At 35.9% G+C, this 21545-nt stretch carries 20 protein-coding genes; all 20 read right to left on the bottom strand.

Annotation, left to right across the window (positions count from 1 at the left end; all coding sequences use genetic code 11):
* Positions 1-92: 92 nt before the first annotated feature.
* The 20 genes from BLL40_RS17125 to galE all read right to left on the bottom strand — a co-directional run bounded on the left by BLL40_RS17125 (position 93) and on the right by galE (position 21497).
* Complete coding sequence (locus tag BLL40_RS17125) at positions 93-218, bottom strand: paeninodin family lasso peptide (protein ID WP_143180099.1); 126 nt, start codon at positions 216-218, stop codon at positions 93-95.
* 14 nt (positions 219-232) lie between these two features.
* Positions 233-2167 (bottom strand): lasso peptide isopeptide bond-forming cyclase, encoded by a 1935-nt coding sequence (locus BLL40_RS07465; protein WP_073711295.1) that lies wholly within the window; start codon positions 2165-2167, stop codon positions 233-235.
* Between the two features lie 313 nt (positions 2168-2480).
* Positions 2481-4517: a right-handed parallel beta-helix repeat-containing protein gene (locus tag BLL40_RS07460; protein WP_073711294.1), complete on the bottom strand. Its 2037-nt coding sequence runs from the start codon at positions 4515-4517 to the stop codon at positions 2481-2483.
* A gap of 337 nt (positions 4518-4854) precedes the next feature.
* Positions 4855-5952, bottom strand: coding sequence for an acyltransferase family protein (locus BLL40_RS07455; protein WP_073711293.1), 1098 nt, complete (start codon positions 5950-5952; stop codon positions 4855-4857).
* A gap of 96 nt (positions 5953-6048) precedes the next feature.
* Positions 6049-7593 (bottom strand): lipopolysaccharide biosynthesis protein, encoded by a 1545-nt coding sequence (locus BLL40_RS07450; RefSeq protein ID WP_073711292.1) that lies wholly within the window; start codon positions 7591-7593, stop codon positions 6049-6051.
* A 16-nt stretch (positions 7594-7609) separates the two neighbouring features.
* Positions 7610-7909 carry a GT-D fold domain-containing glycosyltransferase gene (locus BLL40_RS07445; RefSeq protein WP_083566400.1) on the bottom strand — a complete coding sequence of 100 codons (300 nt, stop codon included), beginning with the start codon at positions 7907-7909 and terminating at the stop codon, positions 7610-7612.
* Positions 7910-7955: 46 nt separating this feature from the next.
* The gene (locus tag BLL40_RS07440; RefSeq protein WP_073711290.1) at positions 7956-8930 is read right to left on the bottom strand and encodes a glycosyltransferase family 2 protein; all 975 of its coding nucleotides are present in this window, start codon (positions 8928-8930) and stop codon (positions 7956-7958) included.
* A 16-nt stretch (positions 8931-8946) separates the two neighbouring features.
* A complete protein-coding gene (locus BLL40_RS07435; protein ID WP_073711289.1) occupies positions 8947-10134 on the bottom strand; it encodes a glycosyltransferase in 1188 nt (395 codons plus the stop codon).
* 44 nt (positions 10135-10178) lie between these two features.
* On the bottom strand, positions 10179-11375 hold the full coding sequence (locus BLL40_RS07430) for a glycosyltransferase (protein ID WP_073711288.1): 1197 nt from the start codon (positions 11373-11375) through the stop codon (positions 10179-10181).
* 15 nt (positions 11376-11390) lie between these two features.
* Positions 11391-12581, bottom strand: a complete 1191-nt coding sequence (locus BLL40_RS07425) for a glycosyltransferase (RefSeq protein WP_073711287.1) — start codon at positions 12579-12581, stop codon at positions 11391-11393.
* 40 nt (positions 12582-12621) lie between these two features.
* Complete coding sequence (locus BLL40_RS07420) at positions 12622-13038, bottom strand: FAD synthase family protein (protein ID WP_073711286.1); 417 nt, start codon at positions 13036-13038, stop codon at positions 12622-12624.
* Positions 13025-14191 (bottom strand): CDP-glycerol glycerophosphotransferase family protein, encoded by a 1167-nt coding sequence (locus BLL40_RS07415; protein ID WP_073711285.1) that lies wholly within the window; start codon positions 14189-14191, stop codon positions 13025-13027. Before BLL40_RS07415 ends, BLL40_RS07420 begins: the two co-directional genes overlap by 14 nt.
* Before the next feature lie 2 nt (positions 14192-14193).
* Positions 14194-15240, bottom strand: a complete 1047-nt coding sequence (locus tag BLL40_RS07410) for a glycosyltransferase family 2 protein (RefSeq protein ID WP_073711284.1) — start codon at positions 15238-15240, stop codon at positions 14194-14196.
* Positions 15241-15252: 12 nt separating this feature from the next.
* Positions 15253-16431, bottom strand: a complete 1179-nt coding sequence (locus BLL40_RS07405; RefSeq protein ID WP_073711283.1) for a glycosyltransferase — start codon at positions 16429-16431, stop codon at positions 15253-15255.
* The gene (locus tag BLL40_RS07400; RefSeq protein ID WP_073711282.1) at positions 16403-17557 is read right to left on the bottom strand and encodes a glycosyltransferase family 1 protein; all 1155 of its coding nucleotides are present in this window, start codon (positions 17555-17557) and stop codon (positions 16403-16405) included. The genes BLL40_RS07405 and BLL40_RS07400 overlap by 29 nt, the downstream gene beginning before the upstream one ends.
* A 39-nt stretch (positions 17558-17596) precedes the next feature.
* Positions 17597-17941, bottom strand: coding sequence for a helix-turn-helix domain-containing protein (locus BLL40_RS07395; protein WP_073711281.1), 345 nt, complete (start codon positions 17939-17941; stop codon positions 17597-17599).
* Between the two features lie 26 nt (positions 17942-17967).
* A complete protein-coding gene (locus tag BLL40_RS07390; protein WP_073711280.1) occupies positions 17968-19137 on the bottom strand; it encodes a DegT/DnrJ/EryC1/StrS family aminotransferase in 1170 nt (389 codons plus the stop codon).
* A gap of 15 nt (positions 19138-19152) precedes the next feature.
* Entirely contained in the window at positions 19153-19800 is a 648-nt protein-coding gene (locus BLL40_RS07385; RefSeq protein WP_073711279.1) for an acetyltransferase, read from the bottom strand.
* A 1-nt stretch (position 19801) separates the two neighbouring features.
* Positions 19802-20401, bottom strand: a complete 600-nt coding sequence (locus BLL40_RS07380) for a sugar transferase (protein WP_073711278.1) — start codon at positions 20399-20401, stop codon at positions 19802-19804.
* Positions 20402-20414: 13 nt separating this feature from the next.
* Complete coding sequence (gene galE / locus BLL40_RS07375; protein ID WP_083566398.1) at positions 20415-21497, bottom strand: UDP-glucose 4-epimerase GalE; 1083 nt, start codon at positions 21495-21497, stop codon at positions 20415-20417.
* Positions 21498-21545: the final 48 nt, after the last annotated feature.

The raw sequence follows: 21545 nt of genomic DNA, 5'->3' as shown, positions 1-21545 counted from the left end.
CAGATAACTATTGTAAACAACAATATTTGTACCCTTATACTTTTGTTAGCGTATAAGGGTACAAATATTGCTTTGTTCTGCTCATTCTATCATTAACTGTAATGAATCATTTCATCTGGATCTGGCTGAAAAGCATCTGGTGTTTTAATCCCCGGTCCTGCCATTGTCATTTCAACAGTAAGAACTTCTACTTTTGGTGTTTGCCACTCTTTTTTCATATTTCCACCTCCTTTCAAGTAACACTTTTTAGAAACCTGGAAACAATCAAGCTGCGCATCATTGTTTTAAATCCTGTGTCAAATATATATTCTGGACGCGGCACTTCGCGAGCTTGTGAAAGAGCACTTTTAATACTTTGTATGTTTAAATATTCTGCTGCTTGGGAATCTGCAGTAATTTTTTCTACTTCATCAATAAATAAATGCCAGTTAGGGGCCATACGGTGAATTCCATCGGTTCCTTGTATTCCCTTAATTTTCTGATTTAATCTGACTTTGTCCGGTAAATAATCTTTTGTTGACCGCCGTATAAGCGATCGATCCAGACCATTTTGCACATATTGTTTTTCTGGTACGGATAAACAAAAGCGAACAACTCTGAGATCGTTTGTTGGATCACGATCCCACAATTTGTAACGTAAAGACAATTTCGTTCCGCTCGTTCCATTAATATTCCAATATGTTAACTTTTCAAAATGATGTTCCCTTGCTTCATACGCATTAAAGTTGGTGAATGCGTCCAAATCCATACCATTTTTCTGAAGTTTCTCAAAAATAGCTGTTCTTTCAGCGAATGCCGGATTAATTAACATAGGAAATTCATTTTCTGACAACCTTGCTTTTCGATAAAAGTTTGGAAACGCTTTTCTTTGCACGGCAGACATGACACGCGATTTTTCAACTCCGATATTTTTACTGTACAAACATAACTCCCGGTAGAAACGGATCATTTTCATTTTTTTCAAAAGTACGGCCTGATATTCTAAAGCAGGGCCCCATGAAATAGTCCAGTTTCCTCTTGCTCCGTATAAAAGAATACCCATATCTTCTTTATAAGCTTGTTCATACACCCCCTTTAGCCAATAGGAATTTTCAAAAAATTTGTATGGCATTTCATATGTATCCAGCCAATCATCCACTTCTGATAATGGGCTTTTTCCTTCAAAATCCATATAATAATCTGAAATATTTCCAACATGCTTGACCGTTGACTGAATAAAAGGTCTTTCATCTGCTAATCTATTTTTTGGTGTCCAATCTTTAAATCCGTCTACTGGTATATAGCTAAATGTATGAAGCTGCTTCTTTTCTTCAGCTAAAGCTTTTGCAGCAAAGCTGACGACTGAACCAGAATCCAAGCCTCCACTTAAATGGGCTCCCACTTTTCGGCTTGTTCTTATCCTCGCTGTTACCGATTCTTGAAATACGCTACGAAAAGCTTCTTCATACTCTTCATTGGATTTTAATTGCAATTTTTCTCCTACAGCCACTGTGTGATACTTAACAAGTGAAACCTTGCCGTTTTTAATTGTGATTGTATGAGATGGAGGAAGTTGTTCAATGTTTTTATAAACGCTTGAAAAAGGCTCTACCGTTTCATGCATGCCCGGAATAGCCAAATATTCCGCAATCCATTGTTCATTTAATTTCTTTTCTATAAACGGTAACGTGAAAAATGGTTTTATGATTGTGCAAAAAACGAATCGCTGCTCATCATGATAATAATAAAGTGTTCGGGTACCTGAAAAGTCTCTTGCTCCGAAAAGTAATTGTTTTCTTTCATCCCAAATGATAAAGGCAAAATCACCTATTAAATACTTAGCGCATTCTTCCTCCCATTTGTGATACGCAAGTAAAATCAATTCACTGTCCGGCATCGTTTTTCTTCGCGATCGTTCCACTTGCAATCTCTCAAATAGTTCCTCACGATTATCAATAATTGCATCAGCTGTAATGACCAGCTGTCTCTCATAATCATAATAAGGCTGCTGCTCTCCTATAGATTCCGGTGTAATCCATTGTGCATGGCACCCAAAGAAAACATTTTCTTTCTGCCAAACTTGAATATCATCAGCAGGATAATGCTGTAAGCTGTCCATCATTCCACCCATTTGATCGACAGGTACAGGTGTATTATTTGAATAATAGATGCCCGCGATTGCGCTCATTATTTTCCTCCATTCACCTACAAAATAAAACAATCAATTCGTATAATAGATATCAATCAACATAATCGATTTTATTCTATTTAAAGAACAACTGTATCTTTCATCTTAGTATAAAGCACCATTAAAGCTGTATAATAACCATAACCAAACTTGCATTTGTTCTTTATAAAGAACAACTGACTAAAATATACCATCCTTTTGATAAGGCGTCAACTATTTTAAATCCTTTTTATTTAAAACATTTTGATAATATGTTTCAATTCAATGATAGATTAGGGACATATTGTAGAAATAGAAAAGAGCAGCCTGTGGGCTACTCTTGAATAAATTGATTGTTTACATTTACATCGTTCGCTTTTAAATGTAATGTTCCATTATAAATTTTATTATCTCTGATCGTATAAGGCGGTGCGTCTGTTCCTGCGTTTAATGTATCAATGACCGGAACACCTGCTTTTGTACGGATTTCACTGTTCTTGATAGAAAAACCGAATACATTTGTGGGTTTTGGTGCCCCATAAGGACCGGCCTTAATCAACGGTGCCTTGTACGTATTGTTTATAGCAAAAACCTTACTGTCCACCAGTTCAACGTTTTGAGCGCCTAAAATATAAACAGCTGCGCCATAGCCGATATTGCCTGTTATTTCTAGCGTTGATTTGTTAATCAATACTTCGGGCTTCCCATACGTACTTAAAACGGTGACTAATTTCCCTGTATCTTTTACCGTGCAGTCATTCATCGTATATTTTCCTGCACGGTTAATCGTCAGTTCGCCTGCCTCAAAAGAGCAATTGTTATATGTTCCAGCCGGTAATACCGTTCCTTTTTTATCAACATCTGCTACAGTCAAGTTATTATACATACTTTCGTTATTACCCTGCCCGAAAATAAGACCTTTGCCTTTCGTTTGAGCTTGAATGTCCAAGTTTTCTATGTGTACTGGTGTATCTCCTAAATAGAGAACACCTGGAACTATTCCATTATGTTTAATGGCCACATTTGAAATCTTTTGATTTTCACCGCTACCTATGCTCAAACTTGTGTCTTCCAGTTCAGCCTCGTCCAGAACGCTTCCATTCCCAACCAACTTAAGTTCACTGTTCTTAAATTGATTGTGAATCACTTCAGCATTATGTGATTGCAGCGTTAAAGTAGATCCATCAAACGAATTGTTTTTCACCGTTACTTCACCTGTGAATTCTTTGTACGAATAGACACCCACTCCTTTAATCGCCTGTTTAAATGTATTCCCTTCAATTCTTGCATTCTCTCCATATGCAAGAATAATTTGCAGCCGATTATCCATGAATCTGTTATCCGTAATGATTGTATTTCTTCCTTGATAGAAGCCTGGTTCGATATCAATACCGCTCCCTGGCGCGACACCGCCTATATGATGAATATCATTATTTGTAATGGTCACGCCATCAGACCCTACTAAACTGATTCCCTGCCTTCTGTTGTACCCGATATCAGCATTTTTAATAACTACATTTCTCGATATGTCGACTGTCATCCTTGTCACTTTGAAATTTTTAATGGACGGAGCCTCAAAAACAGCGCGGAAGTAATCAGCACCTTGCGGAATGATGGATTCTCCTGAATAATACTTAATCTGTTTATCTACTTTTATAAAACTGCCATCCGCTCGGTAATAATAAACGTCCACTTTGCTACCCGGCACGATGCCTTCCGGAAGCCAAAAATGAATATTCCGGTGTTCTTGATAGGCTATATTATCAAAGTTGGTTACTTTTCGATCTTTTGTGCGAATTTTCCCTGTGTTTCCAACCGGCTGTCCTTCATCATCAATTCCACCCGCTTCCACAGATGCTTCTGTTATTGTGGAACCTGTCACCGTCGATCCTTTCACCTCTATACCATCGCCTGTAAATTTTTCGAGTTTGACTGCATCAATCGTGATGTTTTCCGCTCCAACGACATCAATCCCGTTCCCCCATTCATGAGTACCCGACGTAGAAGGACCCTTTTGTGAGTAATCATGTGTTTCCCTGTCACCCCGAAAGGTTCCGCCTTTAATCGTTACATTTTTTATATTCGGTCCTACATACAAAAGTGAATAAATTTCATATCCATTCGTTTCTTTTTGAAAGATCGTTTCGTCACTTGAAAGAAAAATCATGTCGCTGACCAAGTTAATTCTTGAATTTTCTGCTCCCTGATCCCCTTTTGCAATAAGATACTCTCCAGGTGGCACACTAAACGTTGTATATCCGTTTTCACTAGCCCATTGCAATGCATCATTAAATCCTTTTGTTGTTTCAATAGGGTGAGTTCCATTACTATAAATATTCCAGCACCTTAATTCTAGATTATAGACTTTCATACTATATTATCCCTCCAAAAATTAAATTCTTTGTTTAGTATATGGAAGACTAAAACTTTTGGTGCTTTAATCAATGAAAGAATTTAGTTTTTAAGTGTCCTATGTAAGAATGTTCGACTATAGAGGAAGATGGCAGGATATACGAAGACTTTTTCGATGAACTAGAAAATGTTTAGCAAAAATCGAAGTTTATCCATTCATTCACTTGAATTTAAGATTCTGCTATATTGTTATGATCCTATCGTATAGCCATCGTAATGGATTCCTAGAAATAAGGCTAAGCATTTTATCAGCGGTAATGACATTGCTTTTATTATCTTGCAAAAATCCAGTATTGCTACTGGATTTTTGTCACAGCATATGGAGTTTCGGCTTTTTTTGTTTTATCTCTAAAAATTAATTTGGAAATTGATTTTCGAACTTTGTCGGTATGGTTTTCAGTTAAAGATGCGATAATCCACCCATATACAATTACAAAAATTGCAATCATTATTTTAATAAAAATTCCACCTTCAGCAAACGGCCATAATGGAGAAGCCAGCCATGCAAATATAAAATTAGCTAAAGGATAATGTGTCAAGTATAAGGTATAAGAAAATCCAGCCAATTGTTTAGACAAATTAAAATTCCTTCGACTCGGTCTATTATTAAAAAGTGAAATAATCACATACACTAAAAAGGAAAAAGTTATTCCGATACTCAAGTCAGGAATAATTTGAAAAGCTGGATAATCTTCAAATAGGACATAGGTTTTCATTGAAATAAGAGCTAGTACAGCAGAAAATAAGAATATTAAGTAATTAAAAAATTGCTTTTTAAGCTTAAATGGTTTTACAAGCGGGATCAAAGCACCTAACAACCAAACTAAAAAGTATTCCATTATTTTTTGACCTACACATAATGAAATGACTATAAACATCAATGCATATAAAACCTTTGCACTTTTTTTACGGGATAAAAATATAAGCACTAAGCATGGAAACAAAATATAGTACCAAAATTCATAACTCAGACTCCATAAAGGACCATTTGCACCATATACGGGCACTACAATTCCTTGTAAAAAAAACAAATTACCCAAAAATACCTTCCAATCTAAGTAGCTAAAAATTTTTGTTTCTTCAAACAAATTCATTTGTACTTTTGCCCAAATAAAGGTTAGAAGTAAGCATGGTAAAAGAACTATCCAAAGTCTTGTTATTCTTTTCAACAAATAATCAGACCAATTCCATCTGTTTTCGCTTACTGTTTTTAATACAGTGGATGATATGAAATAACCACTGAGAACAAAAAACACCATTACTGCCTGGTAGCCAGGTAATGGTACATAAAAATGAAATAAAACAACAATTAAAGCAGATAAAAATCTCATTAAGTCTAAAATTCTTGATGCCTGATTGTCGTTTTTGACCAAATTTAATGATAATTTACTCATGTTGATTAACCCCCCTCTACACGTTTTTTATTAACAATTCAATATTGATCATTGCAACGCATTCGTTCTTTACTAAGAACGAATGCGTTTTTCTTTTTACGCCCCCCTCGTAATTTGCTTATTTTTCCCTACTTTGAGTAAGTTACTTTTCAAAGTGTTAAATATATACTGAAATTCTTTTGTCTTAAAAAACAAGATCACATAAATACTATTCGGGACAATTATACAAACAAATCCTTTTAATACTAGAGATATGAAGTTTTCTCCTACTACGAGAGTATTACATATTGTTGTTATAAAACAAATTAGGACGGTTAAAATTGCATACATTCCATATGTCTTGAAATATGGCCAGACAGATTGCTTGAAAACATGCTTATATACGATGACCGGTTGCGTCCAGAATACTGTAGAAAGAGTACTGATTATCGTTCCCATAAATATTCCTGCTAACCCGAAATACTTGACTAAAAGTAATGAAATTATTAAATTAATTAGCCCTTCGAATATAGGGACATATTTATCTTGAACAAATAACCCTGCTTTGTTTTTGAAAGTCGCGATTGCAGTTCGCATTCCCAGAAGATAAACATTCATCAATAGTAAAATAAAAGATATCTTATCCAGAAGATATCCTGCCCCCAGCCACCAATTAATAAAAGGCTCTAATAAATTGTATAAAAAAATAACACAAAGTGAATAAAGCCAAAAGTTAACGAAGTAGGTTATTTTAAATATAGAATAGTTCTTATCGCTGCCTTCCGTCGCAATTAAGTTTCCAACACTGGCTCCAACCCCACCAAGCATAGGTTTAACTAGGGACGATACCTGCTGGGTAATCATCGTATAGTTTGAGTATAATCCAACTGTTGCAATGCCAATAAAAGATGAAATAAGAATATTATCTGTTCCAAAAACTAAAAAACCTCCAATATTTTGGAGGAACATCGCTTTTACGTTTTTCACTAAATTGTCTTTCGTATCCTGATCCAATGAATGTTTTTCTTTTGTTTTTATATAGGAATAACGTTTATTTACAATGACTCCATTTGTAATATTTTGAATTACGTATAATAATAATTCAATTAAAAGATAGAGAATATAATTCTGAGTGGTAATTAGAATGCATATCTTCGCTACTGTAGTGGATACTTGAAACAAAAGATCCATTCTGACCAGCACATATCCTTTTTGATCCGCATTGATTAATGACCACTTATGAGCATTTAAATACGAGAATACGTTTTTCGCAACAAATAAGGAATAAATAAGCGCAATATTGGATATTGATTCACTCTCTTTCATTAGATGCTCTAAGAAAGGATACAAACCTAGACTAACTACTATCGTGATGGCTGCTAATATTCTGTACATTTTTCTATATAATTGTACTAAAGCTATTACTTTTTTTTGATCATTTTCCGCTAATGGTTTATATAAATTATATGTAATACTTATTCCTATTCCCGCTTCAACTAGTGCCATTATGGATAATACGTTAATCAAGAGACCATTAATACCTAAGTATTCAACACCTAGGCTATCCAAAAAAACCTTTCGGGATACAAAGCCCAATATCACAATAATTATTTGAGAAAGTATTCCTATTGAAATATTTTTTATAGAGTTTTCAATTCTCATAGTGAATTAGTCCTTTTTAAATATATTTACCATAATTTGTAATTAATAATACTTTTGCGATAATTTCATTTTCATCATTCAAATCTTTAATTTCGCCGACTTCATTGCCTCCTGAAATCTCACCAATGTATTTGTTCTTGACAAGCTCTTTGTCTGCTGCTTTTTGCAAGAACCATTCATACTCTATATCGATATGCCCTATGTCTACAGCTTGGTAACCGCTTATCGATAAATCATAAGCCAATACAGTTGCCGTAGGTCCAAGTACAATTAAAATTAATTTGGTCTTATCTTGCTTTTTAACCTCATGAAGAATTCTTTAGTTTTCAAAGCTTTGTAATAACCCTTTAACAAATATTTTTTCACGCTTCTCTCCTCTTTGCTGTAATGTTAATCAACAGCTTATAGAATAAAGGATGAATCTTAGATGCTGTCAGTAATATTTTTACGTTTTTTGGATAATCCTTCAATTTGATGGTTCTAATAAAATAATTGTTCAATATATTGCCCACTTTATAGTAGTTCCGCTTATGTTTAGAGTAATTTTGATTTTCTGCCATTAAATTCATCACAATCATCGCACTATTGCCCAATTTCAAAGCAACTAAATCTCTTAAATCTCTATAATGTTGATCAATGAAGCGATACATTTCATCGTATATTAATACCCCGTCAATAGTAATGTTTTTTACGGCTTTATCCATCGTGCTGTTTTCACGTTTTATATAATGATATTTCGGCGCTCCAATGCAGCATACCTTTTTGCTTTTGTGAATCAGCCTGTAAGTGAAGTCTGTATCCTCGTATACGATTCCCACTTTGAACCTAGTATCGCCTATTAAATTCCGCTTGATCAATTTAGTCCATACTACTTCATCGTACAGTTCTCCTTCAAGCATCGCTTTCATTGCTTCGTTTCTATTGTGAATAATCAATGGATGGTTCCCATTTATGACTGTTTCACTTTTAAAATGAATGATACTTGTACAGTTTGCTATATCACATTCATTTTCTTCACACATATTGTAGAGTAATTCATACATATCCGATTCAATCCAATCGTCACTGTCTACAAAACCTATATATTCTCCTTTTGCTATATTCAAACCGGCATTTCGAGCATCAGAAAGACCACCATTTTTTTTATGTATGACATGCACTCTTGAATCCTTTTGAGCATATTCATCACAAATTTCACCACATTTATCAGGTGATCCATCATCGACAAGAATAAGTTCAAAGTCTTTAAATGTCTGTGCTAAAATTGAATCAACACATTTATGAATATATGGTTCCACTTTATATACAGGAACAATAATACTTATTTTAGGCTTCATCTCTTAATACCCCTTTCTAACCGATGTAGTTTAATAGTTTTTTTACTTCTGTTGTTGTATCCACATTAATCTTAGTTAGATTGTTGGCTAAACCTTCGCATTTTTCAGGATTTTCAATAAGTTTTCCGATGTTTTCATACAGATCTTTTTCATCAAAATTAACAATCAAACCGTCATGACCATTTGTAAGCTGTTCGTATGCCCCTGTAAAATTTGTAGTAACTATCGGTTTACGTAAACACCGAGCTTCTGCCAATGTCAGACAAAACCCCTCATGCCTGGAGGTTTGCACGTAGATATCTGCATTTGCTATATATGGATAAGGGTTTTCCTTTGATCCAAGTAAAATAAAATCGTCTTTTAAACCGAACTGTTCTATTAACTGTTCATATTCTTCTCGATCTTTCCCGTCCCCGATACAGTACCATCTCACATTACAACCGTTTTTAAGCAGCTTTGACAAAACTTTAATCGCCATATCCTGACCTTTTTCCTTGGAAAGCCTTCCTACTGTGACGATTTTTTTCCCTTTAAAATTATGGTCAAATTCCACAGGTTCTAATGCCATTTTATTTACTAAATCAGAGGATATCACATTTAAAAATATTTCTGTCTTTGTTTCATCGTTCGGTATTTTTTCGATTAGTCGTTTTTTTGCTTCTTCGGAAACCGTAAAGACTTTATCAAATCTCTTATGCATTTTTTGATATAGTTTTTGATTGATCTGATGCTTCGAAACGTCAAAATGCACCCATGATACTTTCTTTTTGGCTGTCACTTTGTTTGCTATATAAAAATCAATGATGTCCGTGGGTCCTTGATAGGCTATTGCGACATCGTATGCGTTTAAGTCATTAGGAATATCTTTAAAAACTTGATTGTAGTACATATATCTATCTTTTAATTTTTTAGATAAAATGTATGATGTGATAAAAGTTGGTACTTTCAAAAACTCTTTATTCTTGATATAGTCACTAATTGTTTTTTGTGGCGGCTGTATAATAATTGGCTTTACTTTTTTAAACCATGCAGCTTCTTCTACTGTAATCCACTCAGGAACATGCCTTAAAAAACCTCCTTTTTTCTCCAGTAATAAAAGGGTAATCTCATATTTTTCTTTTGGTATAACGGATAGCAGGGAAAGAAGTGATTTTTCTACGCCACCTATATTCATGCTGCTAACCATAAACAATATTTTCTTCATCACTACCCCTCTCTTCCGTTCTAACAGAATTTATAGTTGGTATATTAAATACCATCTGCTACTTTATAAAGTTTCTCCAGCTCATTTCGGATATCAACAGTTTCTTTTCGTAGATTAGCTTTAATCTTATTTCTCATTTTTTCATCATCTAGTAGTTTTTGGATAACTTGATACATTTGTGATTCATCAAATTGAACAATCAATCCATTTTGTCCAGTTAAAATTTGCTCACTTGCCCCTGTAAAGTCTGTACAAACAATCGGATTATCAAAGCATCTCGCTTCTGCAAGTGTAATACAGTAACCCTCATGACGAGATGGCTGCACATAAATATCACATTGTTTCATATATGGATATGGATTGGGATCAGCACCCAATAAGATGAATTCTTTTTCAACACCATATTCTTTTATACGTTCCTCATATTCTTTTCTCGCATTTCCTTCACCAATGCAATACCAGCGAACATCGTATCCATTTTCTTTTAAGCTTGCTAATACTGGAATAACTAAATCCTGCCCCTTTTCTTTACTCAAGCGACCAACAGTAAGGATTCGAATTCCTTTAAATTCATCTTTAAATCCTTCTCCTTGGTCCGCCATCTTTAAAACTAATTCTTTTGGCATAATATTAGGAAATGCTTCTGTTTTTTCTTTAAGTGTTGGCAACATACTCATTACTTTATTTTTGCCATCCTTCGATACCACAAAAATCTTGTCAAAAGTACTATAAGTCTTGTTGGCAAAATTTTTATTAAAGCCTATTTTCGTTATATCGAAATGAATCCATTGAATTTTCTTTTTGGCTTTTATTTTTTTTGCAACAAAATAGCTTATGAAGTCCATGGGACCTGCATAAGCTATAGCCACGTCATATTCATTTTTAAGATCCGGCATATCTTTTAGAAGATGTTTAAACCAGGCACTTCTGTCTGATGTCGCCTTTGTGACGGCATGCAAGGATAGTGTATGGATCACTTTTATTATTCTACCCTTTTTTAGAAGCTCTGCAGCTGTTTTCTGTAGAGGTTTGTTCAGCCTGTCTTTTATATCCTTATATCCTTTCACATATTCAATGTGAACATCCTCTGGAATGGAACTTAAAAATCCCCCATATTCCTCTAGCATTAAGATTGTTATTTCATAATGATCTTTCGGGATTTCCGCGATCATATTAAGCAGCGCTTTTTCGGTTCCGCCTACATTCATATTGATGACCATGAATACAATTTTTTTCTTCATAGGCTTCTCCCGCTTTCATCCGATTAATTGATATAATTTTTGGATTTCTTCCATATTTCCTTTTTTCTCCGTTTCTAAATATTTTATAATATTTTCTCTAAGTTCATCATTGTTTATTAATTTTACTATTCCTTCATATACAGCTTCCGCGTTCATCTCAACCACAAGACCATTTTCCCCATCAATCATCTGGTTATAGACAGCATCGAATTTAGTCGTCACAACAGGCACATTCAGCATCCGCGCTTCTGCAATGGCAAGCCCGAAGCCTTCAGATTTGGAAGTCTGAATATAGATGTCCGATCTTTTAATGAATGGATAAGGATTAGAATGAACACCCAGCAAGACAAAGTGCTCCTGCAATTGATTTTCTTTTATATATTGTTCTATTTCTGTTCTTAAAGGCCCTTTGCCTAATACATACCAACGAAAACGGATCCCGCTTTCCTTTAGCTTTTTACAGGCTTCCAACGCAATATCATATCCTTTTAGATGTGCTAATCTCCCAATTGTCAGTAGCCTTATACCGTCAAATTGGTCGTCAAATGCCTTATCAATATCAGCCATTTTGGATATAAAATCAGGGTTATTAATATCATAGATCACTTTCATTTTGTCGGAGTAATCTGGAAATGTCTCTAAAAGGATTTCCTTTGTTGAATCTGAAACAGCTACAATATTGTTATATTGATCGTAAAATTGACTATGAAATGTTTTTTCGTATTCATCTAGTCGATAGCTTGCATTAACCCAGGCCAATTTTTTCTTTGCATTCACTTTTTCAGCTACATAAAAAGTGGGCACACCTTGGGCATAACTGATCGCCACGTCATATGTTTTAGGGTTTCTTTCAACTACCTTTGACACGATTTTCCAGAAAATTCTGGCTTTCTGCGGATTACTGTACTTTTTTTTCCTTATTTCAGTCGAATACTTCATTCTCGAAGACAGCATTTTAAAGTTTTTTGATTTTACAGAGTGTTTTAATGAATCTTTTAAACTTAGCTTAGCAAAATTGGTGTATTTCAATGGCTTTAATATATTAACCTCTTTTGGGACTAATTCTTCCAAAATACTTCCGTGAGCAAAAAGCATTAAATCAACCGTATACTTATCGTAATCCATCATGGAGAGCAATGTGACTAAACTTTTTTCAGCTCCAGCCACATCCAATGAATCAATTGCAAATAACAGATTTTTTTTCATATTGTAATCTCCCATTGTTGATTTTAATAAAACTTTTTCCTCACAATTTTATTTTTTGCTTTACTATTGTTGAAGATATTCCTTTTGTGTACGGAAAATAGACGATATCTACACCAACTTGATTAAATTTGCCTTCAACTTCTTTAAAAAGCTTGTTTCCTTTCCAATCGTCTCCAACGAACATGACATCAAAATGCAGCTGTTTCCATGCAGTCCATTTATCTCTCGTCCTTTGCGGTGTCACTAGGTCTACATACTTAATCCCTTCGACAATCGCCATTCGGTCTCTATGTGGAATGACCGGCTGCTTGTTTTTGTATTCCATGACTAATTCGTCTGTACTGACTCCAACAATGAGAAAATCGCATTTCTTTTTAGCCTGTTTTAAAATATTAAGATGACCAACATGAAACAAATCAAATACACCGGTTGTATATCCAATATTATACTGCTTCATTGATCCCACTCCTTTTTTCACTGAAACATATTTCGTTAATACGATTCAGCAAATACTCGCATGCTTTCCCCTCTTCAAATGAACCTATGCGATCCGAAAAATCAATTATTTTCCCCTTATACTCATCATGATGAAATGCACCTATTTTTTCTAATAAATCTTCTTTGCTTTTAGCTATAAGAAAAGGAAGTTCTCTTAATTCAAAATATAAATCTCGTTCTTGACTTACATATTCTTTTACATCTGGAACATACAAAAAGCATGGACGGTTTGTTAATTGGAAATCAAACATTAACGATGAATAATCCGTTATAAGAACATCTGCTATAAGCAGCAGTTCTTGAACGTCATCGAAAATAGTAGCATCTATTACATTCTCACCACGTAATAGTTGATTTGATTTAGATATCAAATGTGGATGAAGCCTTACTAAAATGATCCACTCACCGCCAAACCTGCTTTTTAGCTGATGAGCTATTTGAGCATAATCCAAATTATAAATATCCATGTTATTTCCTTTTCTGAATGTGGGAGCATATAGTAAGATTTTCGAACTTGTAGGGACATTTAGCATGCTTAATATTTCTTTCCTTTTGCTAGCATTGCCCTGGTACAGTATGTCATTTCGGGGGGTACCATGCTCAAAAACTTCTCCTTCATACCAGAAGGATCTTTTGAAAATGTCCGTACTGTACTGGCAGCCGGATAATAATAAATCACATTTTAATGAATCCTTTTTTGCCATTTTTACATAGTGAGGCGGCAGCGAGTCCTCCGCGTCTTTTTCAATTTGTTTTAAACGAAGCGAACTGTGCCATGTTTGAATGTAATACTGGTTTTTTCTTTTCACATACATATCAGTTGTTCTAAAGTTTGTAATCACAATCTTTGACGTGCATAATTCATAAAAGTACTGTAATGACATTATTTTCACTTTTCTAAAACTGGTTATATGCTTTTTTGATTCAAGATCATTAAACGCCCATACAATATCAAATTGATCTTTAGGATAATGTTTTATTATATAGTCAGTAATATATTTAGGACTGCATCCGTATTGACTGCCATAGTAACTAAAGAAAAATAGTTTATTTTTCTTTATAGGTAAACAGTTAAATATATAAATAATCACTAAACAGATTAGTTTCTTCATTGTTAACAAAGCTTCCTTTCATTCACTTGCTCTAATCCAACTGGATGCGAAAGAATCTTCAATGTCCGTAATCCTTTTCTCCATCCTAGAAAAACAACATTGAAGTAAGGATGCATAGTGAATAAGTGTAATTGTCGTTTTAACTGCTGATCGTTTTTAACTGCTTTTTTTAGCCTGCTGTAGTTACTTTGAATATAAGATTGTATTTCTTTGCGATGTAAGCCACCTTTGTCTTTTCTTCTATTCATTAATAGAAGGTTATAGTGGATCAAACTCATCTTCAAAATGACCTTATAGGATTCATCCGTTAGTTCTTTGTACAGTTCTTCAATAAATACATGTCTTTCTTTTAATCCCCTAATCATATCTAGATTTCTTGGTGTATAGTTGGCAACAATGCTATCGCTGCGCTGGTAGTAGTTATACATCGGCTGGTGTACAATAAGGAACGAATTTACTTGATGCATCACTTTATATGCCCAAAATACATCTTCAAATAAAACTCCCTTTTCAAAAGGTATGTCTTTAATTAATTTTGTTTTGTACAGTTTCCCCCAAGCGAAATTTTTCACTTTATCATTTACAACTAACTCATACATTAATCTCTTATTGTCCAAGGTGACTGGATCATTTCTCTGAGAATAGTAGCGATTATCAAGGAACGACTTGTCATCATAGGCATAATAAAAAGCCGTTTGGACAACATCGGCTTTATACTTGAAGCTGCTATTCACCATGTTTTCGATCATGTTTTTTTCTAACCAATCATCACTATCTACAAACATAGTAAATTCCCCAGTCACATAGGTCATGCCCTGATTTCTGGCATCAGATAGTCCTCCATTCGTTTGGTGGATTACCGTTACCCGGGAATCTCTTTCTTTATACTGATCAGCAATTCTTCCACAGTTATCAGGAGAGCCATCATCCACTAAAATGATCTCTATATTCGTGTATGTTTGATTGAGAATACTATCTACACATCGGTGAATGTATTTTTCAACTTTATAAATAGGAACAACAACGCTAACTTTTGCTGGCTGTAACATCTACTGCTCCCCCTAAATCCGTTTATATAATTTATCTAGTTCTCTACTGTTAGAATAGTCTGTTCTTTGACAGTTATTAGCCAACTCCACTCTTAAACAGGCATTTTTATAGAGCTTTTCAATCCCATTCGCAATTCCCTCAATTGACAATTCGCATATTGATCCATCAAAACCATTGCGCACCTGACTTTGGGCTGTTGGATAGTTCGTGATCATGACAGGCTTAGAAAGTATTTGGGCTTCTCCTACCGTAACAGCCTTTCCTTCGTACCGGGATGGCTGCACGTATAGATCCGCTTCTTTCATATACGGATACGGATTTATTTTTTTCCCTACAAGAATAAATTGATTTTCTAATTCATTCTGTTTGATTAATTCTTGTAACATTTCTTCATCACCGCCATAGCCAACAACATACCAGGCAATATCATCATATCCCCTGTCTTTTAATACTTTTAACGCTTTGATCGCATGATCGATTCCCTTTGCGTGGGATAATCTCGCAACTGTGAGAATTTTAAATCTCGCGTCATTCATCATATGATCCTCCACTTTTTCATCAGCGAGTGCTTGGACGAAAGCTGGGGAGGTTATGTTTTCAAGCACAAAGACCTTCTTTTCTAACGAAGGGTATTTATGAACAAACGTCTTTTTACACTCTTCTGAGACCGCTGCGATATGGTCAAATTGATTCCACATTTGAATATCTAATTTGATATCTGTATTTACTGTAGAAAAATCGGTGTGAATCCAGGCAATTTTTGTTTTAGCCTTTACCTTTTCCGCAACAAAGTAATGCGGCCATAAATAACTGATCGCGACATCGTATTCCTTTTCTTGTAAAGGAAGAAACGGCAAGGAGTATTTCCACATATACTGCATCTGCTTATATCCATTTTCGGAAAATCGATTTAAGCTTGCTCTGTATTTTGCCAAAGTTCTTACAAGCCCTATCAATATATTCCCTGATTTTAACGTTTGTCCAATAGACATTCTAAAGGTTTTGTATACTGCTGATTCTTCCAGTAAATGTGGATCTGGAGGGAGCAAATTCATAAACTCACCGGTATGACGATACAGCATTAGATCAACAGAGTAATTTTTGTAATCAAAATTATTTAACATGCTGATCAGACTTCTTTCTACTCCTCCAACTTCCATATCAAAGGAGGCGATCAATATATTTTTCATATACTCCCCCGTTGTCATTCTTGTAAATATTCATTAGTTTTGAAATTCCTGCTGTTAGAGAGTATCCACTTCTTTCAAAACTATCCGTAATTACACGAATGTTTTTTTCCTTTTTGTTTGCTCGTTTCATTATTTCCTCTGCCCAAACATCAGGTCCATCAGCTAACGAAAGAGTTGAAACAAGTCCTATGTTCAAATCCGCTTCAGGCTGAATCGCTTCAGATACTACACATGGCACCCCACTCGCTTGAGCTTCTAACAGCACCATCCCTAACCCCTCATATACAGATGGAAAAACAAATACGTCCATACTGTGCATCATGGTTGGAATGTCTTCCCTGATCCCAACAAATCGTATATTGTCATAAATACCTTCTTTTTTAGCTACTTCTTCTATTTCCACCTTTAAATCTCCATTTCCAACGAGCAGCAATTTAATCGTTGAATCCTTTTTCAACATCCTCTTCAGAATAGCCAATAAAAACAAATGATTTTTCGCCTCAATAAATCGACCGATATGGCCAATTACGAGGCTGCTTCCAAATTCTTTTTCAACCTTAAATTCCATCACCTCTTTACGAGGCTTTTTTAAGAATTTTGAATAATCAATGGCATTTGGAAAGAAGGAATAGTTTATTTTAGCTACACTTTTTTCGCCAAATAAATAACGCCCAGCACCATTGCTGCAGGCTAATAAATTGGTGGAAAAGGTATTGATCATACACCTCATTAATTGAATATATAGTTTCCTTGTATAATGCTCACTATTGTCCAATGTGGTATGAGCATGTGATATTCTTACTTTTACGCCTGCTAATAGAGCAGCAATGTTTGCTATGCCACAATGAAACAAAGTATGAGAATGAACGACATCGTATGGACCATTTTTTTTTATCGCATCATATATTTCTTTCACCGATCGTGTCTTCGATAACTTTATGACTTTTCCACCTAATTTTTTTATTTCCTCGTCATAATGAGCATCTTCTTGGCTATATGATATAAAATCAAATTGAATCTTTTCTCGATCTATATTCCGATAAATATTCATCAGCATCGTTTCTGTTCCCGCTCTATTCATCGCTCCTACAACATGAAGAATCTTTACTGGCATTGCATTATTCATTTATCGCTCCTTTTAATACGTTCTGAAGACCCCATCTTCTTATTTTTTCTCTTCTACATGTTGATTCTTCCACTTTATAAACTCAATTACACTTTTATAATCTTGAATTTGTTCTTTCTCAATCCCAGCTTTTTTTAACTCCTTTACAAAATCAATCCAATCTCTTTCTGAAGACAATGTTGGTTCCGCTTTTATTCCTAGCAATGTATGAAGATCCACCTCTAAAACCGATGCGAGCTTTTCCATTACTTGAATAGAAGGATTCTGATTCACGTTACGTTCAATATTACTTAAATAGGACTTAGACATGTTAGCTCGATCGGCGAGCTCAGATAATGTAATCCCCTTCTTTTTTCGGATTTTTTGGATTATTTCCCCTATCATTCATTTATACCTCGTATTTTCTGACGTTAGATAATTCCTTCTTTTACGATGACCGGGGTTAGCGCGCCTTTTAGACAATTGATGACTCGCTGCTGTTCATCTTCTGTTAAGTTCGATCCCGATGGAAGACAGATCCCTGTTTGAAATAACTGTTCAGCTACATGCTCATGCTCATCATGAGAATAATACTTTGCCGTTTCAAAGAGAGGCTGCATGTGAAGCGGCTTCCATACAGGACGTGCTTCAATGTTTTCTTTGTTCAGTAATTCTAAAAGTGTTTCCACGCTTATACCGGCTTCTTCTGCATTTATTGTTAATGTCGTAAGCCAGCGGTTCGTTTTCGTGTTTTCTAATTCCGGCATAAAGGTAACACCAGGTAACTGTCCCAATCCCTCATAATAACGATCAAATATATGCCTTCTTGCTGTTACACGATCCTCAATCACTTGTAACTGTGCTCTTCCAACACCCGCTAATATGTTGCTCATTCGATAATTGTATCCAAGCTCGCTATGTTGATAATGAGGTGCTGTATCACGTGCCTGGGTTGCTAAAAAACGGGCTTTTTGTATAGCCCCTACATCATCTGAAATGAGCATTCCCCCACCGGATGTTGTAATGATTTTATTTCCATTAAAAGAGTAAACGCCGAATCTCCCAAACGTACCACTTGCTTTTCCTTTATAAGTAGAGCCAAGTGATTCAGCCGCATCTTCGATAATGGGAATATCATACTGATTGCATAAAGAAAGAAGTTCATCCATTTTGGCGCTCTGACCATATAGGTTGACGACGATAACTGCTTTCGGCATTTTCCCTTCAAGAAACGCATCTTGTAACGCTCTTTCTAATGCTTGTGGCGACATGTTCCATGTTTCCGGCTCTGAATCGATAAAAACAGGCTCAGCTCCTTGATAAACAATCGGGTTTGCACTTGCTACAAAAGTAAGAGTAGAGCAAAACACTTTATCCCCTTTTGTGACATTTAATAAAGACAGCGCCATATGGATGGCTGCTGTTCCCGAGCTGAGGGCCACTGCTTCTTTTGCTCCGGTTACAGAAACCATTTCTTTTTCAAATGCATCCAAGTTGGGCCCAAGCGGTGCGATCCAATTTGTTTTAAATGCCTCATCGATGTAGTACTTTTCATTTCCACTCATATGCGGAGGGGAAAGAAAAATTCTTTCCTCAGTCATAGTATCCTCTCCTTTTTAAGAACTTTTTCTTTCGTTTATTAACAGCTGTTCAATAACCCTAGCTGGTGTTCCAACAGCTTTACAGTAAGAGGGGATAGGCGTAATGATTGTTGAGCCAGCACCTACAATAGACCAGCTGCCAATTTCTACACTTGGAATAACAGTAGCCGATGCCCCAATATGCACGCCTTCATTCACTAAAACATTTCCTGTCAGCGTAGCGTGAGGGGAAACATGCACATAATCGCCGATTGTATTTTCATGCTCGACAATCGCTCCCGTGTTAATAATGCAATGTCTCCCAATGCTTGCTTCTGCATTAATCACCGCATTTGGCATCACGACGCTTCCATTCCCAATCATGGCCGTCGGACTGACCACTGCTGTTGGGGCGATAATAGATACATATTGATCTGGCCTTAACGGCAGCGAGCCGGCCAGCTTTTTCCGTATCGCATTGTTCCCTACCGCAATGACCGCTTTCACGTCTTGATTTAAAAGACATGTGAGCAATGAAAATGGACCGTATATAACTCCATTTTCTTCCTTACTTTCTTGGTATTTGTCATCTAAAACCGCTATTAATTCATAATCCCCGAGAGTAACCAACATATCTTGAATGACTTTGCTGTGGCCGCCATTTCCCAGTACGATTATATTCAAGCTAGATCCCCTCTTTCGACCCTTCGAATTTTTCCATCGATACATGCCCTTGATGATTAATGCCCTCTTTTCGCATGATCTTGCTTATTGTTAGCATCAAGATTTTACAATCAAGAAATAGGTTCCAATTTTTCACATACCACGTATCTAACGCAAATTTTTCTTCCCATGATATTGCATTTCGTCCGTTTACTTGGGCCCAGCCCGTTATTCCAGGCCTTACGTTATGCCGCAAATGCTGTTCATTTGTATAAAGGGGTAAATACTCCATCAGCAACGGCCTTGGTCCGACCAGACTCATTTCACCTTTTATAACATTGATAAGCTGAGGTAGTTCATCTAAGCTTAATCTTCTGAGAAATTTCCCTGTATCCGTTAACCGCAATTGGTCTGGCAGCAAATTACCTTGATCGTCCTGTAAATGAACCATCGTCCGAAACTTGTACAGGTAAAATGGTTTTCCATCTAATCCCGGGCGCTGCTGTTTAAATAATAAGGGCGCACCCATTTTCACTCTTACCATGACGGCCACCGCAAACATAACCGGAGATAACAATATCAACAGTGACAGTGAGGTGACGATATCCATTAATCTTTTCATCAGTTCTCTCCACTTAATGAGACATGAAAAGCCCCACTGCTGTTTTAAGCACTGGGGATCTCGTTTCTTGTTTAATTTTAGATTCTTCACTATATCCTTCGGGGTTATTTTGCTGCCATCTCCATGTATCTTCACACATCTCATGGATCCCTCTCGTAGCTGACCATCCGAGTTCATTTCTTGCTTTCGTTACGTCCGCATAACAAATGGCCGCATCACCGGCACGCCGTTCAACTATCGTATAAGGTATCGATTGGCCAGATACTTGCTCAAACTCTTCTACCATTTCCAGAACGCTATATCCGCTTCCTGTGCCTAGGTTATAAGCATCTACTCCACGTTTGGATCGGATTTTTTCTAAAGCTTTTAAGTGTCCCATTGCTAGATCAACTACATGAATATAATCTCTTACACCTGTTCCATCCTTCGTTGGATAATCACTTCCGAATATGTTCAAACTCTCCAATTTCCCAACAGCCACCTGAGAAATATATGGCATAAGATTGTTCGGTATTCCATTCGGATCTTCTCCAATACGACCGCTTCTATGTGCCCCTACCGGATTAAAATATCTTAATAAAGCAATACTCCACGTCTCATCCGACTCAGACAAATCACGCAAAATTTCTTCGATCATTAGCTTTGTTCGTCCATATGGATTGACTGCCCCAAGCATTGTATCTTCTGTAATAGGAACTTGATCTGTTGCTCCATACACTGTCGCCGAAGAACTAAATACAAGGTTTTTAACTCCGTAGTTCTTCATCATTTCACAAAGAATAACCGTCCCGATCACATTGTTTTGATAATAGGCGAGAGGGATCGAAACAGATTCACCGACTGCCTTAGACCCTGCAAAGTGAATAACAGCCTCAATTGTATTTTCGGAAAACACTTGGTCAAGAGCCTTTTTATCCAGTACGTCCATTTGATAAAACGGGAACAGCTTTCCTGTGATTTCAGATATCCGTTTTAACGATTCAGGTTTGCTGTTTGAAAAATTATCTACTACAACAATTTCATATCCCTCATTCAGTAACTCGACACACGTATGACTGCCGATATAACCCGCTCCTCCAGTAACAAGAATCGCCATGTATTCATTCCTCCGATTTTATAAGGTTTGTATTTAAGTTCGTTCTAT

The sequence above is a fragment of the Domibacillus mangrovi genome (assembly GCF_001906925.1).
In the GTDB taxonomy this organism is placed as follows: domain Bacteria; phylum Bacillota; class Bacilli; order Bacillales; family Domibacillaceae; genus Domibacillus; species Domibacillus mangrovi.
The sequence above is the reverse complement of the archived record's forward strand: the minus strand, read 5'-3'. Positions and strand labels throughout refer to the sequence as shown.

Coding starts and splice junctions, on each gene's coding strand:
- BLL40_RS17125 (WP_143180099.1), bottom strand. CDS start 218: ATGAAAAAAGAGTGGCAAACACCAAAAGTAGAAGTTCTTACTGTTGAA.
- BLL40_RS07465 (WP_073711295.1), bottom strand. CDS start 2,167: ATGAGCGCAATCGCGGGCATCTATTATTCAAATAATACACCTGTACCT.
- BLL40_RS07460 (WP_073711294.1), bottom strand. CDS start 4,517: ATGAAAGTCTATAATCTAGAATTAAGGTGCTGGAATATTTATAGTAAT.
- BLL40_RS07455 (WP_073711293.1), bottom strand. CDS start 5,952: ATGAGTAAATTATCATTAAATTTGGTCAAAAACGACAATCAGGCATCA.
- BLL40_RS07450 (WP_073711292.1), bottom strand. CDS start 7,593: ATGAGAATTGAAAACTCTATAAAAAATATTTCAATAGGAATACTTTCT.
- BLL40_RS07440 (WP_073711290.1), bottom strand. CDS start 8,930: ATGAAGCCTAAAATAAGTATTATTGTTCCTGTATATAAAGTGGAACCA.
- BLL40_RS07435 (WP_073711289.1), bottom strand. CDS start 10,134: ATGAAGAAAATATTGTTTATGGTTAGCAGCATGAATATAGGTGGCGTA.
- BLL40_RS07430 (WP_073711288.1), bottom strand. CDS start 11,375: ATGAAGAAAAAAATTGTATTCATGGTCATCAATATGAATGTAGGCGGA.
- BLL40_RS07425 (WP_073711287.1), bottom strand. CDS start 12,581: ATGAAAAAAAATCTGTTATTTGCAATTGATTCATTGGATGTGGCTGGA.
- BLL40_RS07420 (WP_073711286.1), bottom strand. CDS start 13,038: ATGAAGCAGTATAATATTGGATATACAACCGGTGTATTTGATTTGTTT.
- BLL40_RS07415 (WP_073711285.1), bottom strand. CDS start 14,191: ATGAAGAAACTAATCTGTTTAGTGATTATTTATATATTTAACTGTTTA.
- BLL40_RS07410 (WP_073711284.1), bottom strand. CDS start 15,240: ATGTTACAGCCAGCAAAAGTTAGCGTTGTTGTTCCTATTTATAAAGTT.
- BLL40_RS07405 (WP_073711283.1), bottom strand. CDS start 16,431: ATGAAAAATATATTGATCGCCTCCTTTGATATGGAAGTTGGAGGAGTA.
- BLL40_RS07400 (WP_073711282.1), bottom strand. CDS start 17,557: ATGAATAATGCAATGCCAGTAAAGATTCTTCATGTTGTAGGAGCGATG.
- BLL40_RS07395 (WP_073711281.1), bottom strand. CDS start 17,941: ATGATAGGGGAAATAATCCAAAAAATCCGAAAAAAGAAGGGGATTACA.
- BLL40_RS07390 (WP_073711280.1), bottom strand. CDS start 19,137: ATGACTGAGGAAAGAATTTTTCTTTCCCCTCCGCATATGAGTGGAAAT.
- BLL40_RS07380 (WP_073711278.1), bottom strand. CDS start 20,401: ATGAAAAGATTAATGGATATCGTCACCTCACTGTCACTGTTGATATTG.
- galE (WP_083566398.1), bottom strand. CDS start 21,497: ATGGCGATTCTTGTTACTGGAGGAGCGGGTTATATCGGCAGTCATACG.